The organism is Providencia sp. PROV209, from assembly GCF_028479485.1.
GTDB classification, from domain to species: Bacteria; Pseudomonadota; Gammaproteobacteria; order Enterobacterales; family Enterobacteriaceae; genus Providencia; species Providencia alcalifaciens.
This window is the reverse complement of record NZ_JAMPNR010000021.1, coordinates 139,438-161,607: the sequence shown is the minus strand read 5'-3', so window position 1 is coordinate 161,607 and position 22,170 is coordinate 139,438. Positions and strand designations below refer to the sequence as shown.

Here is a 22,170-nt window from a genome sequence, read left to right as displayed (position 1 = left end):
ATCGCGAGGTGGCGTATATTACGCTTTCCTCATCGAGAGTCAAGCATTTTTTGCTTATTCTTTTCAGAATCTCTCGCTGCCGGTTCAGTATCCATCGCGCTTTGCGTTGGCTTGTTCTCGGTCAGTGGAGGCGCATTATAGGGAGTCAGAAAAATCTGGCAAGTGTTTTTTGAAAAATAATTTCCAACTGATTATCTTTTATACTTCACGGGCGTTTTTCCACCAAAAAACAGCTTTTCTCACGATATTCGCATAAAAAAGGCGACCATTCGGTCGCCTTTTTCCTTACCTTTAAATGATTTCCTTCAGCTGACTTATTGTTTTGCTACGATTTCATCATTTTCAACATCCAAAGTAATTGGTTTACCCGGAATTAATTTGCCTGACAGTATTTCTTGTGCCAGTGGGTTTTCAATCTCTTGCTGAATCGCACGTTTTAACGGACGAGCACCAAAGATTGGATCGAAACCAGCTTCACCAATTTTTTCTAGTGCAGCTGCCGTTGCTGTTACTTCATAACCGTGTTCTTCCAAACGTTTATATAAACGAGCCAATTGAATATTCGCAATATTCGTAATTTGCTCTTTACCTAATGGATGGAATACAACAACTTCATCAATACGGTTAATAAACTCAGGTCTAAAGTTATGGGCAACAACTTCCATCACCATATCTTTCATTTCTGAGTAACCGATCATACCAAAACGTTCTTGGATAAGGTCGGAACCTAAGTTTGAAGTCATGATGATCACCGTATTACGGAAATCTACCGTTCTACCTTGACCATCGGTCAGACGACCATCGTCTAACACTTGCAGCAAAATGTTAAATACATCAGGGTGCGCTTTTTCAACTTCATCCAGCAGGATCACTGAATATGGGCGGCGTCTTACGGCTTCAGTTAAATAACCACCTTCTTCATATCCCACATATCCTGGAGGAGCACCGACTAAACGAGATACAGAGTGTTTCTCCATAAACTCGGACATATCGATACGAACCATGGCGTCGTCACTATCAAACATAAAGTTTGCCAATGCTTTACATAATTCGGTTTTACCCACCCCAGTTGGACCTAAGAACATAAATGATCCAATTGGACGGTTTGGATCCGATAACCCAGCACGGCTACGACGAATCGCATTCGACACAGCAACAACGGCTTCATCTTGTCCAATAACACGTTGATGTAACTGTTGCTCCATGCGTAACAATTTTTCTCTTTCACTTTCAAGCATTCTTGAAACTGGAATACCAGTCCAACGCGCTAAGATTTCTGCGATTTCCACATCTGTGACTTTGTTACGTAAAAGCTTCATGCTTTTACCTTCTGCTTTCGTCGCGGCTTCAAGCTGTTTTTCCAATTCAGGAATACGCCCATACTGCAACTCAGACATTTTCGCTAAATCACCATTACGACGCGCTTTTTCCATCTCAATACGCGTATTTTCTAATTCAGCTTTAATGTGCTGAGTTCCCGTTAGCGAGGCTTTTTCAGCTTTCCACTCTTCTTCTAACGCAGAATATTCACGTTCTTTTTCCGCCAGCTCTTCTTCTAGCATTTCTAGGCGTTTCTTACTGGCATCGTCAGACTCTTTTTTCAATGCCTGTTGTTCCAGTTTTAATTGGATAATACGTCTTTCTAATCTATCTAAAGATTCTGGTTTTGAATCCATCTGCATACGTAAGCTTGCACCAGCTTCATCAATTAAGTCGATGGCTTTATCTGGCAGCATACGGTCAGTAATATAACGGTGCGATAATGTCGCCGCAGCAACAATCGCAGGGTCTGTAATTTGCACATGATGGTGCAATTCATAACGCTCTTTCAAGCCACGTAAAATAGCAATGGTGTCTTCTACTGATGGCTCTGCAACATACACTTTTTGGAAACGACGTTCTAACGCAGGGTCTTTCTCTATATATTGACGATATTCGTCAAGCGTTGTTGCCCCTACACAGTGCAATTCACCACGAGCCAAAGCAGGTTTTAACATGTTACCTGCATCCATTGCTCCGTCAGCTTTACCTGCGCCAACCATGGTATGCAATTCATCAATAAACAGAATGACATTACCTTCTTGTTTCGCAAGGTCATTCAATACACCTTTCAAACGCTCTTCAAATTCACCACGATATTTCGCCCCTGCAATTAGAGCGCCCATATCCAGTGATAAAACACGTTTGTTTTTCAGTCCTTCAGGAACTTCACCATTGACAATACGTTGTGCTAAACCTTCAACAATCGCCGTTTTACCCACACCAGGTTCACCGATTAAGACTGGGTTATTTTTAGTACGGCGTTGCAACACTTGAATAGTACGACGAATTTCTTCATCACGACCAATTACAGGGTCTAACTTACCTTGTTCTGCACGTTCGGTTAAATCAACAGTATATTTTTTCAAAGCTTGGCGCTGGTCTTCAGCGCTTTGGTCATTCACTTTTTCGCCACCACGCATCTGTTCTATTGCCTTTTTCAAATTGTCTTTATTGACACCCGCCGCTTTTAACATATCAGCGAGCGTTGTATTGGCTTCTAAAGCTGCGAGCAGAAATAATTCTGAGGAGATAAAGTCATCTCCGTGCTTTTGTGCCAATTGGTCACATAAGTTCAAATGACGCATTAAGTCACTTGATGGTTGTACATCCCCAGCGACACCTTGCACTTGAGGGAGTCGAGCCAATGCATCTTCAATTTTGTTTTGGAACGCAATTGCGTTCACGCCGAGCGTCGTCAATAACGGACGCACAGTGCCACTTTCTTGATTAAACAAAGCACTGAGTAAATGAATTGGTTCAATAAACTGATTTTCGCGCCCAAGGGCTAATGACTGGGCGTCAGCGAGAGCTTGCTGGAATTTATTCGTTAAACGGTCCAGACGCATAACACCTCCAATAGAATAAGATTAAACTTGCTACTGGAGATAAGATGCGGTCTATTTTTTTATATTCAAGTTTTAGGCGGGATTATTTCTTCAATATCTTTTAATTTGGAATATTATTCCGATAACTAGTTATTTATCCATATAAGGGATGCCATTCTTCCTGTTTTACCCTCTCGTCGATAGGAAAAAAATCTGTTTTCATCACTTACTGTACAAAATTCTCCGCCATAAACCGCAGAAACCCCCGCTTTCAATAGCTTTTTACGGGCGAGTAAATAGATGTTTGCGAGAAATTTATCATTCTGAGATATAAATGCTTCAGCTAAATCCGCTGATTGGCTAACAAATGCCTGTTTAACCTCAGCACCAACTTCAAATTTATCAGGACCAATCGCGGGTCCCATCCATGCGATAATATCACTAGGTTGCGCATTAAATTGTGCAAGTGTGTTTTCTAGTACGCCATTGCACAGCCCCCGCCACCCCGCATGGGCAGCCGCAACTTCCTGCCCATCACGACTACAAAACAATACGGGTAAGCAGTCTGCGGTCATAATCGCGCACACTTGACCTACTTGGTTGGTATATACAGCATCAGCCTGACGATTTTTAATCTGATTCCCAGTTAAATGTAGAACATGGGTACCATGTACTTGCTCAAGCCACACAGGTTGTTGTGGCAATTGAGCAAGCTCTTCGAGACGATGGCGATTTTCCCTGACTGCCTCAGGCAAATCCTCAACATGATCACCTAAATTTAAGCTATCAAAAGGTGGATGGCTCACTCCACCAATACGCGTTGTACTGCATGTTGAAACATTTTTAGGTTGCGGCCATTCAGGGAAAATCAAAGTATTCATTACCAGTCCATATCGTCTTTGTGAAGTTCAGTGTCAGCTTTCAGCGCCTCGATTAACTCCACCATATCATCCGGCAATGGCGCATGCCATTCCATTTGAATGCCTGTGATTGGGTGATATAAACGTAACATCGTTGCGTGCAGCGCTTGTCTATCAAACTTACGCATAACTTCAAGGAACTCCTCCGTTGCCCCTTTTAATGGGCGAGGACGTCCGCCATACAATTGATCACCAATTAATGGATGATTAATATGTGCCATATGAACACGGATTTGGTGAGTTCGTCCCGTTTCTAAACGTAGGCGTAAACGTGTATGCGCACGGAAATGTTCCATGACACGGTAATGTGTGACTGCAGGTTTTCCCATTGGATGCACTGCCATATGCGTTCTTTTGGTTGGATGGCGAGAAATAGGCTCTTCAACCATACCGCCTGCAGTCATACGTCCTACCGCTACAGCTTCGTATTCACGCGTAATTTCACGACGTTGTAGAGCTTCCACTAAGTGAGTTTGTGCTGGCACTGTTTTTGCGACAACCATTAAGCCAGTGGTGTCTTTATCTAAACGGTGAACAATCCCCGCTCGTGGGACATCCGCAATTTCAGGATAGCGATATAATAATGCGTTTAAGATCGTCCCATCTGGATTGCCAGCACCAGGATGAACAACTAAATCACGCGGTTTATTAATAATTAGGATATCTTCATCTTCATAAACAACATCAAGTGGAATATCTTGAGGTTCCCAACGGGTATCTTCTTCAATCAGGGCATCGATGGAAATTTGTTCACCACCTAAAACTTTTTCTTTTGCCTTATTGATAACTTTGCCGTTAACCTGCACTCTATCGTCTAAAATCCATTCTTTTATTCGAGAACGTGAATAATCAGGGAACAATTCAGCCAAAGCTTGATCTAAACGTTGACCAAGCTGTGATTCAGCGATAGTTGCACTTAATTGTACTTGTTGAGCCATAAATTAATCTACTTTTTGGTGTTTGTGTTTTGACGGCGCTGCCGTTTCATTTAAAATGTATGCTATTGTAACTCGAATTTTGCCGGGAGCCTTACGGATAGACTCCCTCGATACAGTCAGAGGATAACCAACACGTGATGAGACGTATGAAATATCTGGTGGCAGCTGCCACGTTGAGCCTGGCTCTCGCCGGATGCTCCAGCAATAACGAAGTCAGCCCCGATAGTTCCCCAGCTGAGATTTATAGTACGGGTCAGCAAAAATTACAGGACGGTAACTATAACGCGGCAATTAAACAGTTTGAAGCGTTGGATAACCGCTACCCGTTTGGTCCATATGCGCAGCAAGTACAGTTAGACCTGATTTATGCTTATTATAAATCAGCTGAGCTACCAATGGCGATAGCTTCAATTGACCGTTTCATGCGTTTAAATCCAACTCATCCCAATATTGACTACGTTCTTTACATGCGTGGCTTAACGGCAATGGCGTTAGATGACAGCATGTTACAAGGTTTCTTTGGTATCGATCGCTCTGACCGTGATCCACAGCATGCATTAGTTGCATTCAAAGATTTAAGCCAGCTAGTTCGTTATTATCCGAATAGCCCATATTCCAACGATGCGAGTAAGCGTTTAGTCTACTTAAAAGATCGTCTGGCAAAATTTGATCTCTCTGTCGTTGAATATTACAACAAACGTGGTGCTTATGTCGCGGTTGTTAATCGTGTCCAACAAATGTTGAGAGACTATCCAGACACAGAGGCTACGCGTCAAGCATTAGCATATATGGAAATCGCGTATAAAGAGATGGGCTTAGATAAAGAAGCCAACAAAGTCGGTAGCATCATTGCTGCCAACCAGTAAATTATTTTCTAACGTGATGTTTTAAGATAAAAACGGCAGCTTCGGCTGCTGTTTTTTTTGGATATCTCAGACGAGATTTTAAAGGACATTAAGCGGATACTTTTCAATATTTTCTTTTAACATTCATAACCTAAAATTTTACCCAAAAAAAGTACCGGCTATTTACCGTGTCGATAGCCAACTTTTCCAGTTTCCCTCAATATCGTTACTTTGGCAATCCTTTTACCCCCCTTTTTTAGCCAAAATCACACTTCACGTGGGTGCCTCACCTTCCATAATTTAAGTGTGATCTAAATCATTTTTTTATTCTTAGATATCGGTATTCTGAATTCATCAAAGACGGAAACAATGAGAGGTAACTATATGATTGTTAACATTACTAGCAAACAAATGGACATCACACCCGCAATTCGTGAACACATTGAAAGCCGTCTAGCAAAACTCGATAAATGGCAAGTTACCTTGATTAGTCCTCACGTGGTGCTGTCAAAAGAACCTCAAGGTTTTATGGTTGATGCCAACATAAAAACCGCTACCGGACAGTTGGTAGCAAGCTCTAAGCATGAAGACATGTACGTTGCAATAAATGAACTTATCAACAAACTCGAAAGACAGTTAAATAAAGTGCAACATAAAGGAGAATCAAGAAGGGCAACAAATAGTGTAAAAGAAGCGAATCTAGAGACGTTGTAATCAGTTACGTTTAAGTAGTTACGTTATATTTTTATATTATCAATCCACTTATCTTGAAACCTTCCAAACGCGCTCATCATGGGCGCGTTTTTACGTTATGCACTGTTTTTTGTTGACTTCTCGCTCACTATCATGTCTATTTGAATAACTTCAATTGTAAGGATTTACCATGAAACTAAATGCTGTTTTCTTTTTCTTCTTTAGCCACTCACATTAAGGGGCTTTTGTCGTTCGAGAAAAAAAAGAAGACAATATTTTAAAGCCTCCTACCTAGGGGGCTTTTTTATTCACTGATGTTTGATAGGGTCGCAGAATGGAAAATAGCACTAATTTACTGAAAGTACGTGAGAAAATTAGCCAGTTAGACAGTGAACTCCTTGGGCTTCTTGCGAAACGTCGAGGCTATGCAATTGAAGTCGCGGAAACCAAAATTGATGATAACCGCCCAATTCGTGATAAAGAACGCGAACGCCAATTACTCGATGTATTAATTAATAAAGGTAAACCGCTTGGTCTTGATGGGTTTTATATCACCCGTTTATTTCAGATGATCATTGAAGATTCAGTTCTTACCCAGCAAGCTATTCTTCAGAAACATTTAAATCTGACACCAAGTGATACTGCTCGATTTGCATTTTTAGGTCCTAAAGGCTCTTATTCTCATGTTGCCGCTCGCCAATATTCTGCACGCCATTTTGATCAGCTCGTTGAATGTAGCTGTCATAAATTCCAAGATATTTTTTCACTGGTTGAAAGCGGTCAAGCAGATTACGGTATTTTACCGATCGAAAATACGAGCTCTGGTGCAATCAATGATGTTTATGATTTACTGCAAAATACATCACTCTCAATTGTCGGTGAAATCCGTTTACCTATTAACCATTGCCTACTAACCATAACGGGTAGCGATCTAAGTCAGATTGAAACGGTATACAGTCACCCTCAACCATTCCAGCAATGTAGCCAATATTTATCTCAGTTCCCTCATTGGAAAATTGAATATTGCGATAGCACATCCACTGCAATGCAAAAAGTCGCGGAACATAACTCTCCAAATGTTGCCGCACTAGGAAGTGAAGCGGGCGGCGCATTATATGGCTTAAATGTGTTAGAACATAATTTAGCGAATCAGCAGATTAATATGACGCGCTTTATTGTTGTAGCCCCCCGAGCAATTGAAGTCACGGAGCAAGTTCCAGCAAAAACCACGCTGTTAATTACAACGGGGCAGCAAGCAGGCGCATTAGTCGATGCTTTAATTATTTTGAAAAATAATAAAATAGTGATGAGTAAATTAGAATCACGCCCAATTAATGGTAAACCTTGGGAAGAGATGTTTTATGTGGATGTGCACGCCAACTTACGTTCAGATAATATGCAACAAGCATTAAAAGAACTGGCTGAAATCACCCGTTCTATTAAAATTCTTGGCTGTTATCCGTCAGAAAACATTGTTCCAGTAGAACCCGAAAAAGTGACATCATAATATTTGCTATAGAAATAACACAGGCAGCTAACCTGTGTTATTTTTTAATTATGTTCGCTATTAATTATGATTTTTGTGTCACTGCACTAATTTTAAAGTAATTAACTAATTCTTGTAGGTGGTAGGCTTGCTCGTTTAGTGAGTCTGCCGCTACCACCGACTCCTCCACTAATCCTGCATTTTGTTGGGTAGTTAAATCTAACTGTCCTACTGCGCTGTTAATTTGTGAAATTCCATCACTTTGTTCACGGCTAGCTTGCCCAATTTCACGAAGTAACGCATTCATTTCATCCACACTCGCGACCATACCATGGATCTGTTGGCTAGCTTGCTCAACTAATTCCATTCCTTCTTGGGTTTGTGAAGACGAGTTCTCGATTAACGAACGAATATCACTGGCTGATGCTGCGCTTTTCTGTGCGAGTAGTCTGACTTCCCCTGCAACCACTGCAAAGCCTCGACCATGTTCCCCAGCCCTTGCTGCCTCAACTGAAGCATTTAACGCTAAGATATTAGTCTGGAATGCAATGGAATCAATAAGATTGATGATGTCGGTCATTTTCTGAGATGAGCCATTAATTGCGCGCATTTTATCCGTCAGTTGAATCATCATCTGTCCATTGTTTTTGACTGTCACAGCCGTGTTATCAGCCAACATGGTTGCTTCATGTGTATGCTCAGTCGTGTTTTGCACCGTTGAAGTTATCTGCTCCATCGAACTTGCTGTTTGTTCAACAGAGGCTGCTTGCTCTTCTGTTCGAGCAGCTAAATTCTGGTTACCTGCGACAATTTGCCCTGCTGCTGCAGAAATACTTTCAGAGCTATTTTGAACCTCTTGAACTATGTCAAGCAGGTGCCCCTTCATTTCATCAAGCGACTCCAATAAGATTCCTGTTTCATCTTTAGATTCTGCTTGAATAATTTTAGTCAAATCTCCACTCGCAATTGATTTAGAGAAATCAACGGCTTGCTCTAAAGGTCGAGTAATAATACGCGTGATATACCACCCCATAATGCAGCCAACAATGATGCTAATAATCGATAGAAATGCCAATAAAACACGGTTTGCTTTGTAGTCATCTTCAACTTGATAACCCGTTTCTTGCATTAGCATATTTTGGATAGCAATGAGGTTTTGAACTTGTTCACGATACTCTCTCTGAATAGCCGACGTTTTTGTCATCATGACTTCAATCGCAGCTTGTCGATTATTTTGATTCATCAAGTTCATCATCTCTTGTTGAGAATTGATGAATTTTCCCCTTACCTCATGAATATTATCAAGCACTTCACGAGAGCGGCTATCCGTGATATTTCTATCCAATTCATCCAATAAGTCAGAAATATTTTGGCTGATTTTAACTAACTCATCCTTACGCTTATCACTCCCTCGATCATCCAATAAAATCAATTCTTGCATAGCAATATAAGTATAAAAGTTATCCATCACGGCATTTGCATTAGCTGTAATAGGATAACTTTTGAAGATAACATTCTGAATACGGTCATTTGCACGATTCATATTCACTAATGAAAATAGAGAGCTTAAAACGATTAACGCAATGAAAACGCCAAACGCAATTGTTAACTTGAGACTAATTTTGAGGTTTTTAAAAGACATCGGTTTACCACACTTATCATCATTTAATGATTAGTGTTATCGGTCGATGATGGGGGATCTTTATTAGATAAATCGTTTAATTTATAAATATCGATATTATAAATTGATTAATTGTCATTTAAGCAAAAGATCCCGCCATATCTTACCGATAGATTTCTCAAAATTTGGGATAACACACGGGAGTAAGTACAATTACTTATTTTAAATAAAAATAAGTCATAAAAATGTCATTCGCACTTTTCGCATAAGAACCGCTACACCCCATAAGCTACAGGGTAATAGCGGTAAAGATTACTTACGGTTATCGTTCGCCCGTTGTAATAGAGATTGGCTTTCTTTCATAAAATGATGTGCATCTTCACCAAACCATTGGCTGACTTGTTCGAATTGTCGAATAAATTCGGCTTTATCTTTACGCTCTAACATTTCAATAGATTGCCCCAACAGTTGATAGTAACGGCGGATCAACTCTACATTTTCATCCGAAGACATAATGATATCAGCATACAACTGTGGATCTTGTGCAAATAAGCGCCCAACCATCGCTAATTCAAGGCGGTAAATTGGAGAAGATAGATCTAATAGTTGCTGTAAATCAACCTGCTCCTTAGCTAAATTTTGTCCATACGTAAATGTTGTAAAGTGTCGCAGCGCTTGAATGAAGCTCATATTACGATCATGCTCTTCGGGCTTAATCGCTTTTAAGCGTGCCCCCCAAACTTGCAGCTGCTCCAGTAACCATTGATACGATTTAGCATCTCGCCCATCACAGTAAGCAAAAACTTGCTTAGCAACGCTACCAATATCAGGACCAAACATCGGGTGCAGCCCAAGGACAGGTCCTTGATGCACGGCTAACATTGCTTCTAAGGGCTTTTGCTTCACCGAAGCGATATCCACTAAAATTGTATCGGAATCCAGCTTTGGCAACCGTCTAATCACATCGACTGTAAGGTGAATAGGCACACTGACCATCACCACACTCGCACCAGAAACAATGTCGGTCGCATTATCCCAGTCCTGCTCACCTAATAATTTGATCTGATATCCTGATAGGGAAAGGAGACGATGAAATAGCCGCCCCATTTTCCCCTCCCCGCCCACAATAACAATAGGACCAGCCGCAGGGTTTAACGTTTTAAAACCTTTATCATTTTCCCGCGCATAAGATTCACGCATAATCCGTCGAAGAACATCTTCGATCAAATCAGGCGGAATCCCCATTCGCTCCGCTTCAGCGCGACGAGCTGCCAACATACTGGATTCACGCTCAGGGACATAGATAGGTAACCCATGTTGACTTTTGACTTCACCAACTTCAGCGACGAGCTGAAGTCGTTTCGCTAACAAATCTAATAATGACTTATCAACTTCATCAATCTGTTCCCGTAAGTGGGATAATTCAGCAGACATACCAATACCTTGCTCAGCTCACTTTGCTTAATTTTTGCCCGCGCTGCTCTAGCATTGGTGTTAATGCTTGATGTAATTTACGCAACACAGACTCAGTTTCTTCCCAGTTAATGCAAGCATCCGTCACTGAAACACCGTATTTCATGTTTTCACGTGGCTGTTCTGATGACTGGTTACCCTCATTAATATGGCTTTCAAGCATAATACCTGTAATTGATTCATTACCATTAATAATTTGCTCGATAATTGAATCAACAACCAGTGGCTGGCGGCGGAAATCTTTATTCGAGTTACCATGGCTACAATCCACCATTAATGATGGCTCAAGCCCTGCTTTTTTCATTTCGGCTTCACATGCTGCAATGCTTTGTTCATCGTAATTTGGTGCCTTTCCGCCACGCAAGATCACATGACCATTTTTATTTCCGCTGGTATGAAGTAAACAAACTTGACCTGACTGGTTAATTCCCATAAAACGATGTGGCATCGCAGCTGCTTTTAACGCATTGATTGCAGTGGATAAACTTCCGTCAGTCCCATTTTTAAAACCAACTGGCATTGATAAACCTGACGCCATTTCACGGTGAGTTTGAGACTCTGTTGTTCTTGCTCCGATAGCAGACCAGCTGAATAAATCACCTAAGTATTGTGGATTATTGGGATCTAAAGCTTCTGTCGCCAGTGGTAGCCCCATGTTAACTAAGCTCGTTAGCAGGTCACGTGCAATATGCAGACCTTTTTCCATTTCAAAACTACCATCCATGAATGGATCGCTAATTAAGCCTTTCCAACCTACCGTTGTACGAGGTTTTTCAAAATACACACGCATCACAATATATAAGCTATCACTTAATTCAGCAGCAAGTTTCTGTAAACGCTCACCATATTCAATGGCAGCATCCACATCATGGATTGAGCAAGGACCACATACCACGAGTAAACGCGGGTCACGCTGATGAATAATATCAGCAATCACTTTACGCGATGTCGCAATGGCATGCAGATTGCTGTGACTCAACGGGTATTTTTGTTTCAGACTCTCAGGAGTAATTAGAACCTGTTCGTCTTGAATATTCACATTATTGAGTACATCTTTTTGCATGATCATTTAATTACCTACTTAGCTTATTATTTATAGATGGTGTTATTTATCGATCTTGTGTTTGGTGCGTGAGAGATAACATATCATGCATCGTAAAGAATTCAATCCAAAACCGTAAAATAATTCAATCATACGTACAAAAAAAGTTACACTTATACATACCATTGAATTTAAATAATATTATTTAAAATTTGGAGAAAAATATCATATTCAAAAGCAAAGCATGAATAAAATAAGTAAATATAAGTTTACATAATGGGATTAATTGAACGATATATACTAAATAGTTCGAGTTGTCGCTAGGCAGCAAGAGAATGAGTCGCTAGGCGCATACATGAGTATGTGATTAGTACGAATGAACGTAGCCAACACCGCGAGAGCTTGAAATATGACGAATATAAAAAAGGCCCGCAAATATGCGGGCCTCAATTATAACTTTCGGATGTAGCGAAAGCGTATTACTTGGCGTTCAGACGCTCTTTGATACGAGCTGCCTTACCAGAACGCTCACGCAGGTAGTACAGTTTAGCTCTGCGAACAGCACCACGACGTTTAACAGCAATGCTATCTACGACTGGAGAGTGAGTTTGGAATACACGCTCAACACCTTCGCCGTTAGAAATTTTACGAACAGTGAATGCAGAGTGCAGACCGCGGTTACGAATAGCGATAACCACGCCCTCAAATGCCTGCAGACGTTTTTTAGAGCCTTCTACGACCCATACCTTAACTTCCACGGAGTCACCCGGACGGAATGAAGGTACATCCTGCTTCATCTGCTCTTGTTCAAGTTGTTTAATAATGTTGCTCATAATAACTCTCTTACCCTAGGTAAACTGATATGTTTAGACAATTAATTGTCTGGATTCACTGGTTGCTCAGCTTGATATTCCCGTTGGAATTCAGCTAACAACATCCTCTGCTCGTCAGTCAGAGCTAGGCTTTCTAGAAGCTCAGGTCTTCTAAGCCAGGTACGACCGAGTGACTGCTTCATGCGCCAGCTATCGATCTTGGCATGGTTTCCTGAAAGTAAGATATCAGGAACTTGCATACCATCTAACACCTCTGGTCGGGTATAGTGAGGACAATCTAACAAGCCATCTGCAAAAGAATCTTCTTGAGCCGAAGCTTGATGACCGAGTACTCCAGGGATAAACCGAGAGACTGAGTCTATCAACACCATAGCGGGGAGTTCCCCACCACTGAGAACGTAATCACCGATTGACCATTCTTCGTCAATTTCGGTTTGAATGATTCGCTCATCAATACCTTCATAACGACCACAAACAAGAATTAACTTCTCATTTGTTGCCAGTTCACAAACTCCGTCTTGACCAAGTTTGCGACCTTGAGGCGAAAGATAAATCACTTTCGCACCATCACCGGCCTCAGCTTTAGCTGCGTGGATTGCATCTTTTAACGGTTGCACCATCATCAGCATGCCTGGACCACCACCGTAGGGGCGATCATCAACAGTTTTGTGTCTATCGTGAGTAAAATCTCGCGGATTCCAACACTCAACGGTTAGCAGGCTATTCTTCACTGCCCGACCAGTTACCCCGTACTCGGTTATTGCGCGGAACATGTCGGGAAACAGGCTAATTACCCCAATCCACATGATTTATCCCACTCATTAAAACCGGTAAACCGGAGATTTAAAAACCAGGATCCCACTCCACTTCAATAATTTTAGTGGAGAGATCGACTTTCTTGATAACCTGCCCATCAAGAAACGGAACCAACCGCTCCTTGATGCCAAATGCATCTTTTAAATTTGCCTTAATCACTAGAACGTCATTCGATCCAGTTTCCATCATATCAATAACGGTACCAAGGTCATAACCCTCTGACGTCACTACGTGGCAACCCATTAGGTCTTTCCAGTAATATTCGTCGTTATCCAAATCAGGAAGTTGGGTTGAATCAACCGCAATTTCAAAATTAGTTAACAGGGCAGCTGCATCACGGTCTTCGACCCCTTTGAGCTTGACGATGATATCTTTGTTATGATGTTTCCAATCTTCTATTTCAATGTGTTGCCATTGACCAGAGCGTTGGATAAACCAAGGTTGATAATCAAAAATACTTTCAGCATGTTCGGTGGAGGAAAAAACTTTGAGCCAACCACGAATACCGTATGCCGCGCCTAATTTTCCCAATACGATTGGGTTTGAAGGAGGCACTAGTTTAGTTTGCTTGCTCATTGTTACCACCGTGACAGATTAAGCTACTTTTTTAGCTTGTTTGACCAGTTGTGCAACACGGTCAGAAATAGTTGCGCCTAAGCCAACCCAATGCTCGATACGGTCCAGGTCTAAACGCAGTTCTTCTGCTTGACCAGCAGCGATCGGGTTGAAGAAACCGATACGCTCAATGAAACGACCGTCACGCGCATTGCGGCTATCGGTTACAACGATTTGGTAGAACGGACGTTTTTTAGCGCCGCCACGAGATAAACGAATTGTTACCATAACATCCTCATTAGTTAACAAAACAACCAGACTCCATCGAGGGATAGAGTCCGGCTGTCATATAAAAAGCCCGAAAAGTTTACTTACTTTGACGCAAAAATCAATCAAAAGTGTACTTTTGTTTCAGGCTTTATTGCTTAACGCCCCGGAAATCCCGGAGGCATCATACCTTTCATACCGCGCATCATCTTGGCGAGACCGCCTTTTTTCATCTTTTTCATCATGCGCTGCATATCATCAAACTGTTTTAAAAGCTTATTCACTTCTTGTACGGTAGTGCCTGAACCCGCAGCAATACGACGTTTACGTGACCCTTTGATGATCTCTGGTTTTTCCCGCTCTTTACGCGTCATCGATTGGATCATAGCTTCCATACGGATAGTAATTTTATCATCCATTTGGGATTTAACGGCATCAGGTAACTGGGACATCCCTGGCATCTTACTCAGCATGCTGGTCATTCCGCCCATATTACGCATCTGTTTTAGCTGATTTAAGAAGTCATTGAGATCAAAGGTATCCCCTGTTTTCAACTTCTTAGCTAATTTTTCAGCTTCATCGCGGTCAACTTTGTGTTCGATCTCTTCAATCAGAGATAACACATCACCCATACCTAAAATACGTGAAGCTACACGCTCTGGATGGAATGGTTCAAGGGCATCAGTTTTCTCACCAACCCCTAAGAATTTGATTGGCTTACCAGTAATTGCACGGATAGACAACGCGGCACCACCACGGGCATCACCATCAACTTTGGTTAATACAATCCCTGTTAATGGTAGCGCTTCGTTAAATGCTTTCGCTGTATTTGCCGCATCTTGACCTGTCATGGCATCAACCACAAACAGTGTTTCAACTGGATTAATAATGCGATGAACTTCTTGGATCTCTTCCATCATCGCTTCATCGACGTGTAAGCGACCCGCTGTATCCACTAACAGCACATCATAAAACTGTAATTGTGCGTGTTTTAATGCTTTTTGGACAATTGCAGCTGGCTTTTCTTGTACTTCAGAGGGGAAGAAATCAACCCCAACCGCTTCGGCTAATGTTTCTAATTGCTTGATCGCCGCAGGACGATATACGTCGGCGGAAACCACTAAGACTTTTTTCTTCTGTTTTTCTTTTAACAGCTTACCCAGTTTTGCAACGCTGGTTGTTTTACCCGCACCTTGTAAACCCGCCATCAAAACCACAGCAGGAGGCTGAGCAGATAAATTCAGCTGATGATTTTCTTCACCCATTGCACGGGTCAGTTCATTTTGTACAATCTTAATGAACTCTTGACCTGGGGTTAGGCTTTTATTAACGTCTTGACCAACAGCGCTTTCTTTAACTTTTTGAATAAATTCACGGACGACTGGCAGAGCAACGTCGGCTTCCAGTAATGCCATGCGAACTTCGCGTAATGTATCTTTAATATTGTCATCAGTCAGACGTCCACGCCCGCTGATATTGCGCAAAGTGCGCGATAGTCTGTCAGTTAAGTTATCAAACATGTGTCTTAGCTCAATTCTGTTATGGGCCTATATGTAGCCTTATTTGGTTACTCGCGCGCTGTATTTCAAGGGCAAACTCAAGATAGCCACGGCACAATTCAACGCTGATGTTGGTCGCCGATTGTATCACACTTGATGGGGTTTCGCTGCTTCGTTTAATTAGCCTAAATGAGCGATTAGTAAAGAATATACAGCGATACATCATACCTATTAGTTGGAGCCTACACTTGCACGAGTTATACTAGTCAATATCTATCCACTCAAAATGAATAACGACACTATACTATGCCCGTATTTGCAGTCATAGCAGTTTGTACATACATGGTCAGCCTGCTTCTGATCGTCCCAGCACAAGTGCGTAAGCAAGCGCTTTATCGTCGATTGGCTATTTTATTAGCTATCGTAGCGATGGTCACTCACGCAATCACCTTGAAATTACAAATTTTTAGTGAGGCTAGCGGGCAAAATCTCACACTCCTAAATTTAGGATCATCCGTCAGTTTATTAATGTGTTTGATTATGACGGTGGTTTCATATTTAGGAAGGGCTTGGTACTTAACCCCAATTGTGTATAGTTTCGCAATTATTAACCTAATTTTATCCACCATTATGCCTGGTGAGTTTATTACTCATTTGGAAGCAAGTACGCCATTATTTGTGCATATTGGATTAGCTTTATTAAGTTATGCAACGCTACTGATTGCTGCGTTATATGCTTTTCAAGTGGCGATTATCGACTATCAGCTTAAAAATAAAATTTTAAAATTCAGCCCTGATATGCCTCCCATGATGGTGATTGAACGCAAAATGTTTCATGTCACACAAGTAGGCGTCATTTTACTGACGCTAACATTGTGTACTGGCTTCATTTATATGGATAATATCTTTGATAAAGAGAATATTCATAAATCTGTACTCTCTGTCATTGCTTGGTTTGTTTATGTCATTTTACTGTGGGGGCATTTCCATGGTGGATGGAGAGGCAAGCGCGTTTTATTTTTCCATGTTGGCGGTTCACTGATCCTTACCTTAGCGTTTTTTGGCAATCGTCTAATCCAGCAATTAACTATGGTATAAACACCATTTAGTCTTACACGACCGTTATAAGGAACCTTGTTTTGGATGAAGTATCTACTGGTACTCTAATCATCATACTGATTGTTTTAATTTTTTTATCTGCTTATTTTTCGGCTTCAGAAACCAGTATGATGACGTTGAACCGTTATCGGTTAAAACATTTAGCGAAACAAGGTAATCGCTCCGCTGTTCGTGTTGAGAAACTCCTACGCCACCCTGACCGTCTACTCGGCTTAGTTCTCATTGGCAATAATCTCATCAACATTGTCGCTTCCGCTCTCGCAACCATTATTGGAATGCGTCTATATGGAAATATGGGGGTAGCTATCGCAACAGGTATTCTCACCTTCGTCATTTTACTGTTTGCAGAAGTGGTGCCAAAAACGATTGCAGCCCTTTACCCTGAACGAATTGCCTTCCCTAGCAGTTTTATTCTTACACCACTGCAAAAAATCATGTTACCTGTTGTATGGGCATTTAATACTATTTCGACCCTATTTATGCGCTGCTGTGGGATAAAAGTCTCCGCAACTCGCAATGATGCGGTTAATAAGGAAGAGTTACGCACTATCGTTCATGAGTCCAAGAATAAGCTCAGTCGACGCAATCAGGACATGTTAATTTCGATTCTCGATTTAGATAAAGTCACCGTCGGCGATATCATGCTGCCACGAAATGAAATTGTGGGAATTGATATAAATGATGACTGGAAGTCTATCGTGAGGCAGCTCACCCACTCCCCTCATGGGCGCATTGTGCTATATCGTGATTCGCTTGACGATTCGATCGGTATTTTACGCGTACGAGAAGCTTACCGTCTAATGGTTGAAAAGCGCGAATTCAACAAGCAAAACTTAATTAAAGCCGCGGATAGCATCTATTTCATTCCCAATAGTACTCCCCTGAATGTTCAGTTAATCAACTTTCAACATAAAAAAGAAAAGCTAGGGATCATTGTCGATGAGTATGGTGAAATTCAAGGCTTAATCACCGTAGAAGATATTTTGGAGGAGATTGTGGGTGACTTTACAACATCCATGTCACCTTCACTTGCTGAAGAGGTTATGCCACAAAGTGACGGCAGTGTCCTTGTGGACGGCTCCGCCAACATCCGAGACCTAAACAAAGCTTTCGACTGGAACCTTCCTGTAGAGGGTCCTAGAACGGTTAACGGTATGGTTCTGGAAGTATTGGGAGATGTACCTCAACCAGAGGAACAAATTGTTATCGGGCGTTATGTTATCGAAGTCTTAGCTGTCAGCGATAATATTATTAAACAAGTAAAAATCACACCTCTTGGCTTTAACTCACAAGTCCCTGAGTTTTAAGTTCTACATAAAAAGCCTTAAAACCACGAACAATTATTCGATGATTTTAAGGCTTTTTCAAACATTGTTTCTTTGAATAACTAAACGTGAAGCTGAGCTAACTTCTCTTCAGGAAGTGCGAGTTCATCATTTTTATTCACTTGAATATCTTTCGCAATGATATTTCGAGCAATTTGCTGAGCTTCTTCAAGTGAGTGCATCGTATACGTTCCACATTGATATACGTTAAGTTCAGGGATCTTATTTTGATCCTGAACATTGAGCACATCTTGCATAGCCGCTTTCCATGCTTTCGCTACACGCAGTTCATCTGGCTGACCAATCAAGCTCATGTAGAAACCTGTACGGCATCCCATTGGTGAAATGTCGATAATTTCCACGCCATTTCCATTAAGGTGGTCACGCATAAATCCAGCAAAAAGGTGCTCTAAGGTATGCGTTCCTTTTTCTGTCATTGCTTCTTTATTTGGGACTGTAAAACGTAAATCAAACACAGTGATAGCGTCCCCATGAGGCGTTTTCATCGTTTTTGCTACGCGAACAGCAGGAGCAGCCATACGCGTGTGATCCACAGTAAAACTGTCTAATAACGGCATTTCATGACCTCCATAAAAATAAAAAAAATAATTTTGAAAAAAATGAAACTAATCCAAAAATGCAGAGTCTTACTATGTGAAAGACGCGCAAATTGTTATCATCCCTAATTCTCTAAGAGATTTTTATTTGGCCACCTTGTTGTGGCCATTTCTTTTAGCGTCCTGCGTGAATCCGAAGATACTCTTCAAAGCTTTCGCTTTTGTCCTGCTCCATCAATTTCTGTTTTTCAATGGAAGCCAAACGAGCTTGTTCAAATTGCTCTTCAGTGATCACTTCATAAGGCTCGTTAATTAATTGCTGATAATATTTCTCAGCTAACTCCAGCCCATAACCACCAATACCCTTTTCTAACATTTCGTCCATCACTAGGGCTGAGTAAGTCAGGTTTGGATCTTCAAACATAGCGACAAACTGATAGCATACATCTTTATATTTCGCATCACAGCAGGTGTCTAAGACTTCCGCAACACGGATCAAATCTTTGAATAGTGTTTGTCCAACTTCGACTAGAGGCTTGAGCTCACTACCACAACCAAAACCGATTACCTGCCCTGGTTTACGTCCTTCGAGGATAACGCGGTTCCAATTCTTACGGCAGCAATCTAACTCCTGAACATTCATTTCAGGGGCATCAGCAAGCACGCACCAAATCAGGAATAAGTCTACAAAGCGAGCTTGAGTCTCATTAACACCGATAGGGCTAAATGGATTGATATCGAGAGAACGAACTTCAATATATTCGATACCACCACGCAATAGCGCATCTGAAGGTGATTCATTGCCCAGAGGCACTCGCTTAGGACGAATTGGTGCATACAATTCGTTCTCGATTTGCAGCACATTAGTGTTCAGCTGAACATATTTACCGTCTTTTTTTACGCCCAGCTTTTCAAACTCAGCAGAAGGCTTGTGGATGGCTTTCTTCAGATTTTCCACATATTCATCAAGGTGGTTAAATGTAATATTTAAATCACTCTGAGATTTATTGGTGTATCCCAAATCACTCATTCTCAATGACGTTGCATAAGGCAGGTAGTAGGTACCACACTCAGTTTTGCTGAAGTCTAATGAGGTCTCTCTATTTTTCAAGAAAGAACCGCAAATAGCAGGAGAAGCACCAAATAAGTATGGGATCACCCAACCAAAGCGATAATAATTTCTGATCAGCCGTAAATAACCTTCAGATATTTTTTCTTTACCACTTTCAGCGTCTTCAATCCCTGCCCATGCCTTCCAAAACTCAATGGGGAATGAGAAGTTATAATGTACGCCAGCGATGGTTTGCATTAATGCACCATAGCGATTTTTTAAACCTTCACGATATAAGGTTTTGAACTGCCCTACATTAGAGGTGCCATACTGCGCCAGTGTGATTTTATCTTCACTCTCAATAAAGCAAGGCATACTGAGTGGCCACATTCTTTCATCGTGCAGATGGCGCGCCGTATAGCGATGCAGATCCCGCAGAAAAGCCAAATTATGGCTAATACTTTTATCTACAGGTGTAATAAATTCGAGTAAGGATTCCGCAAAATCTGTGGTGATCCATTTATGGGTGAGTGCTTTCCCCAGCTCATTTGGATGCAATGTCTCGGCTAACGCTCCTTGAGGTGACACACGTAATGTTTCACGCTCAATACCACGTTGAATACCATTGAGAATTTCCGGGTGCGCCTCTAACCATGAGAGCGCTTTTGATACGTCCGGGATCAAATCGACCTCCCGCCTGTGATTTAGTTTTATTTTAATAAGGCGATTACTTTAGCTTAAATCACATAAATTGTCGCTGTCTAGATGTGTGGTTTACCAAGAAGAGAAAATAGAAAAACAGAAGGAAATTGGGTTATACGCCAATTTTTAGGCAAAAAAAAACTCCTCTAATTGAGGAGTTTCTTAATGATGGTGCATCCGGGAGGATTCGAACCTCCGACCGCTCGGTTCGTAGCCGAGTACTCTATCCAGCTGAGCTACGGATGCAGAATTTGTCGATTATCAATCGATGCTGTCGAAACACAGCAGTAATTTGGATTTCAAAATTGATGAAAGGATTGTTGATACATTACAGAAGTGTTTAAGAGATGGTGCATCCGGGAGGATTCGAACCTCCGACCGCTCGGTTCGTAGCCGAGTACTCTATCCAGCTGAGCTACGGATGCATTTCAGTGCAATACGTACTTCTCTCTCAATACTGCTTAATCAAAATCTACTTCACTATTTTATGATATTTAATATCATATAAAACCTAAACTACTTTGTTTTAGTTCGCTATAAACCAAAACATCACCTTATCAGTTTCACTCATAAGGTTGAAAATGGTGCATCCGGGAGGATTCGAACCTCCGACCGCTCGGTTCGTAGCCGAGTACTCTATCCAGCTGAGCTACGGATGCAGAGCCTAAAATGGCGGTGAGGGAGGGATTCGAACCCTCGATGCAGCTTTTGACCGCATACTCCCTTAGCAGGGGAGCGCCTTCAGCCTCTCGGCCACCTCACCATATTTTAGTCACATACGATTTGTTTTTCTTAAACATCTCGTCTCTGTGTGGCGCACATATTACTTTCCTAGACTTAGAAGTCAAACAATTTTTCCAAACTTTTTGCATTCCAACGATCGTTTGCACATTTCACAAGCAAGATGATTAGTTTAACACCGAAAAAGCCATATTTCTGAGCTTTTTTCTTTTTAATTATTCACTATTTTCCAATAGAAAATTCAGTAAAAAATTGATGAGATTAAGCACTCTTTAGTTAACAGTATAAAAATGATACAGAAAAAAGCCGAGGTCACCCCAAGAAATAATGCTCAACATCAACGTAATGATGTCAGGCCAATAGGGAATCAAAAGGTATAGGAATATAGTTAGAGATAAAATAGGAGAGACAAGCGTCCATTATTGCTGTGTGATCACTCACTGGACGCTTATTTATTATTATTGATTGTCTGGTTGAGTCTTTTCGGCCTGGATCCGTTGATAAATTTCTTCACGGTGAACAGAAACCTCTTTTGGGGCATTAACACCAATACGTACTTGGTTGCCTTTTACGCCCAATACAGTCACTGTTACCTCATCGCCTATCATGAGTGTTTCACCAACTCGACGAGTCAGAATAAGCATTCTTTGCTCCTTGAAATATTAAAAGAGTCGGGTCTCTAGGTATTCCCCGCTATTGTCCATCACACACCGTGAAAACGTAAAGCAATGACATTCACCTAAAGCATTGATGCCATCAATGGCAATAATTCTAGTTATTTACAAGCAAAATATAACACTACCGGCAACACATTAACAAT

Annotated in this window: 19 protein-coding genes, 4 tRNA genes and 1 other annotated feature; of the genes, 5 read left to right on the top strand and 18 right to left on the bottom strand. The window is 41.3% G+C overall.

Features of this window, described 5'->3' with window-relative positions; all coding sequences use genetic code 11:
• Positions 1–314: 314 nt before the first annotated feature.
• The 3 genes from clpB to rluD form a co-directional block, all read right to left on the bottom strand.
• Positions 315–2,888, bottom strand: a complete 2,574-nt coding sequence (gene clpB, locus PR795_RS15430; protein WP_006660900.1) for an ATP-dependent chaperone ClpB — start codon at positions 2,886–2,888, stop codon at positions 315–317.
• A gap of 125 nt (positions 2,889–3,013) precedes the next feature.
• A complete protein-coding gene (gene yfiH / locus PR795_RS15425) occupies positions 3,014–3,748 on the bottom strand; it encodes a purine nucleoside phosphorylase YfiH (protein ID WP_181480657.1) in 735 nt (244 codons plus the stop codon).
• Positions 3,748–4,725: a 23S rRNA pseudouridine(1911/1915/1917) synthase RluD gene (rluD, locus tag PR795_RS15420; protein WP_006660902.1), complete on the bottom strand. Its 978-nt coding sequence runs from the start codon at positions 4,723–4,725 to the stop codon at positions 3,748–3,750. Before rluD ends, yfiH begins: the two co-directional genes overlap by 1 nt.
• Positions 4,726–4,862: 137 nt before the next feature.
• Here rluD and bamD point away from each other — a divergent pair, with 137 nt between their 5' ends.
• From bamD to pheA, 3 genes are all read left to right on the top strand, one after another.
• Positions 4,863–5,591, top strand: coding sequence for an outer membrane protein assembly factor BamD (bamD, locus tag PR795_RS15415; RefSeq protein ID WP_006662610.1), 729 nt, complete (start codon positions 4,863–4,865; stop codon positions 5,589–5,591).
• Between the two features lie 363 nt (positions 5,592–5,954).
• Positions 5,955–6,284, top strand: a complete 330-nt coding sequence (gene raiA, locus PR795_RS15410; protein WP_006662611.1) for a ribosome-associated translation inhibitor RaiA — start codon at positions 5,955–5,957, stop codon at positions 6,282–6,284.
• Between the two features lie 168 nt (positions 6,285–6,452).
• Positions 6,453–6,572, top strand: a sequence feature (Phe leader region).
• A gap of 25 nt (positions 6,573–6,597) precedes the next feature.
• Positions 6,598–7,770 carry a bifunctional chorismate mutase/prephenate dehydratase gene (gene pheA / locus PR795_RS15405; RefSeq protein ID WP_006660905.1) on the top strand — a complete coding sequence of 391 codons (1,173 nt, stop codon included), beginning with the start codon at positions 6,598–6,600 and terminating at the stop codon, positions 7,768–7,770.
• Positions 7,771–7,834: 64 nt separating this feature from the next.
• Here pheA and PR795_RS15400 read toward each other — a convergent pair whose 3' ends face one another.
• From PR795_RS15400 to ffh, 8 genes are all read right to left on the bottom strand, one after another.
• Positions 7,835–9,391, bottom strand: coding sequence for a methyl-accepting chemotaxis protein (locus tag PR795_RS15400; protein ID WP_036967143.1), 1,557 nt, complete (start codon positions 9,389–9,391; stop codon positions 7,835–7,837).
• Between the two features lie 291 nt (positions 9,392–9,682).
• Complete coding sequence (tyrA, locus tag PR795_RS15395) at positions 9,683–10,804, bottom strand: bifunctional chorismate mutase/prephenate dehydrogenase (protein ID WP_006662613.1); 1,122 nt, start codon at positions 10,802–10,804, stop codon at positions 9,683–9,685.
• A gap of 13 nt (positions 10,805–10,817) precedes the next feature.
• On the bottom strand, positions 10,818–11,912 hold the full coding sequence (locus PR795_RS15390; RefSeq protein ID WP_006660908.1) for a 3-deoxy-7-phosphoheptulonate synthase: 1,095 nt from the start codon (positions 11,910–11,912) through the stop codon (positions 10,818–10,820).
• A gap of 452 nt (positions 11,913–12,364) precedes the next feature.
• Complete coding sequence (gene rplS / locus PR795_RS15385) at positions 12,365–12,718, bottom strand: 50S ribosomal protein L19 (RefSeq protein WP_006660909.1); 354 nt, start codon at positions 12,716–12,718, stop codon at positions 12,365–12,367.
• Positions 12,719–12,759: 41 nt separating this feature from the next.
• Positions 12,760–13,524 carry a tRNA (guanosine(37)-N1)-methyltransferase TrmD gene (gene trmD, locus PR795_RS15380; protein WP_006660910.1) on the bottom strand — a complete coding sequence of 255 codons (765 nt, stop codon included), beginning with the start codon at positions 13,522–13,524 and terminating at the stop codon, positions 12,760–12,762.
• A gap of 37 nt (positions 13,525–13,561) precedes the next feature.
• On the bottom strand, positions 13,562–14,110 hold the full coding sequence (rimM, locus tag PR795_RS15375) for a ribosome maturation factor RimM (RefSeq protein WP_006660911.1): 549 nt from the start codon (positions 14,108–14,110) through the stop codon (positions 13,562–13,564).
• Positions 14,111–14,128: 18 nt separating this feature from the next.
• Positions 14,129–14,377: a 30S ribosomal protein S16 gene (gene rpsP / locus PR795_RS15370; RefSeq protein WP_006660912.1), complete on the bottom strand. Its 249-nt coding sequence runs from the start codon at positions 14,375–14,377 to the stop codon at positions 14,129–14,131.
• A 137-nt stretch (positions 14,378–14,514) separates the two neighbouring features.
• Positions 14,515–15,876: a signal recognition particle protein gene (ffh, locus tag PR795_RS15365; RefSeq protein ID WP_006660913.1), complete on the bottom strand. Its 1,362-nt coding sequence runs from the start codon at positions 15,874–15,876 to the stop codon at positions 14,515–14,517.
• A 285-nt stretch (positions 15,877–16,161) separates the two neighbouring features.
• Between ffh and PR795_RS15360 the strand changes: the two genes are divergently transcribed.
• Both PR795_RS15360 and PR795_RS15355 read left to right on the top strand, forming a co-directional pair.
• Positions 16,162–16,953 (top strand): cytochrome C assembly family protein, encoded by a 792-nt coding sequence (locus PR795_RS15360; protein ID WP_006660914.1) that lies wholly within the window; start codon positions 16,162–16,164, stop codon positions 16,951–16,953.
• A gap of 41 nt (positions 16,954–16,994) precedes the next feature.
• Positions 16,995–18,281: a CNNM domain-containing protein gene (locus PR795_RS15355; RefSeq protein WP_006662616.1), complete on the top strand. Its 1,287-nt coding sequence runs from the start codon at positions 16,995–16,997 to the stop codon at positions 18,279–18,281.
• An 80-nt stretch (positions 18,282–18,361) separates the two neighbouring features.
• Here the strand turns inward: PR795_RS15355 and luxS are convergent, their stop codons facing one another.
• The 7 genes from luxS to csrA all read right to left on the bottom strand — a co-directional run bounded on the left by luxS (position 18,362) and on the right by csrA (position 21,994).
• Positions 18,362–18,877 carry an S-ribosylhomocysteine lyase gene (luxS, locus tag PR795_RS15350; protein WP_006660916.1) on the bottom strand — a complete coding sequence of 172 codons (516 nt, stop codon included), beginning with the start codon at positions 18,875–18,877 and terminating at the stop codon, positions 18,362–18,364.
• A gap of 154 nt (positions 18,878–19,031) precedes the next feature.
• Positions 19,032–20,591: a glutamate--cysteine ligase gene (gene gshA / locus PR795_RS15345; protein ID WP_006662617.1), complete on the bottom strand. Its 1,560-nt coding sequence runs from the start codon at positions 20,589–20,591 to the stop codon at positions 19,032–19,034.
• A 187-nt stretch (positions 20,592–20,778) separates the two neighbouring features.
• A tRNA-Arg gene (locus PR795_RS15340) sits at positions 20,779–20,855 on the bottom strand.
• 102 nt (positions 20,856–20,957) lie between these two features.
• Positions 20,958–21,034: transfer RNA gene (locus PR795_RS15335), tRNA-Arg, on the bottom strand.
• Between the two features lie 157 nt (positions 21,035–21,191).
• Positions 21,192–21,268 (bottom strand) — tRNA-Arg (locus PR795_RS15330).
• An 11-nt stretch (positions 21,269–21,279) separates the two neighbouring features.
• Positions 21,280–21,372, bottom strand: a tRNA-Ser gene (locus PR795_RS15325).
• A gap of 436 nt (positions 21,373–21,808) precedes the next feature.
• Positions 21,809–21,994, bottom strand: coding sequence for a carbon storage regulator CsrA (gene csrA, locus PR795_RS15320; protein WP_004264815.1), 186 nt, complete (start codon positions 21,992–21,994; stop codon positions 21,809–21,811).
• Positions 21,995–22,170 lie beyond the last annotated feature (176 nt).

What these genes read in the sequence shown, in the direction of transcription:
- rimM (WP_006660911.1), bottom strand. Translation starts at nt 14,110, where the DNA reads ATGAGCAAGCAAACTAAACTAGTGCCTCCTTCAAACCCAATCGTATTG.
- rluD (WP_006660902.1), bottom strand. Translation starts at nt 4,725, where the DNA reads ATGGCTCAACAAGTACAATTAAGTGCAACTATCGCTGAATCACAGCTT.
- PR795_RS15400 (WP_036967143.1), bottom strand. Translation starts at nt 9,391, where the DNA reads ATGTCTTTTAAAAACCTCAAAATTAGTCTCAAGTTAACAATTGCGTTT.
- yfiH (WP_181480657.1), bottom strand. Translation starts at nt 3,748, where the DNA reads ATGAATACTTTGATTTTCCCTGAATGGCCGCAACCTAAAAATGTTTCA.
- luxS (WP_006660916.1), bottom strand. Translation starts at nt 18,877, where the DNA reads ATGCCGTTATTAGACAGTTTTACTGTGGATCACACGCGTATGGCTGCT.
- raiA (WP_006662611.1), top strand. Translation starts at nt 5,955, where the DNA reads ATGATTGTTAACATTACTAGCAAACAAATGGACATCACACCCGCAATT.
- ffh (WP_006660913.1), bottom strand. Translation starts at nt 15,876, where the DNA reads ATGTTTGATAACTTAACTGACAGACTATCGCGCACTTTGCGCAATATC.
- PR795_RS15360 (WP_006660914.1), top strand. Translation starts at nt 16,162, where the DNA reads ATGCCCGTATTTGCAGTCATAGCAGTTTGTACATACATGGTCAGCCTG.
- rplS (WP_006660909.1), bottom strand. Translation starts at nt 12,718, where the DNA reads ATGAGCAACATTATTAAACAACTTGAACAAGAGCAGATGAAGCAGGAT.
- tyrA (WP_006662613.1), bottom strand. Translation starts at nt 10,804, where the DNA reads ATGTCTGCTGAATTATCCCACTTACGGGAACAGATTGATGAAGTTGAT.
- bamD (WP_006662610.1), top strand. Translation starts at nt 4,863, where the DNA reads ATGAGACGTATGAAATATCTGGTGGCAGCTGCCACGTTGAGCCTGGCT.
- csrA (WP_004264815.1), bottom strand. Translation starts at nt 21,994, where the DNA reads ATGCTTATTCTGACTCGTCGAGTTGGTGAAACACTCATGATAGGCGAT.
- clpB (WP_006660900.1), bottom strand. Translation starts at nt 2,888, where the DNA reads ATGCGTCTGGACCGTTTAACGAATAAATTCCAGCAAGCTCTCGCTGAC.
- PR795_RS15390 (WP_006660908.1), bottom strand. Translation starts at nt 11,912, where the DNA reads ATGATCATGCAAAAAGATGTACTCAATAATGTGAATATTCAAGACGAA.
- rpsP (WP_006660912.1), bottom strand. Translation starts at nt 14,377, where the DNA reads ATGGTAACAATTCGTTTATCTCGTGGCGGCGCTAAAAAACGTCCGTTC.
- trmD (WP_006660910.1), bottom strand. Translation starts at nt 13,524, where the DNA reads ATGTGGATTGGGGTAATTAGCCTGTTTCCCGACATGTTCCGCGCAATA.
- pheA (WP_006660905.1), top strand. Translation starts at nt 6,598, where the DNA reads ATGGAAAATAGCACTAATTTACTGAAAGTACGTGAGAAAATTAGCCAG.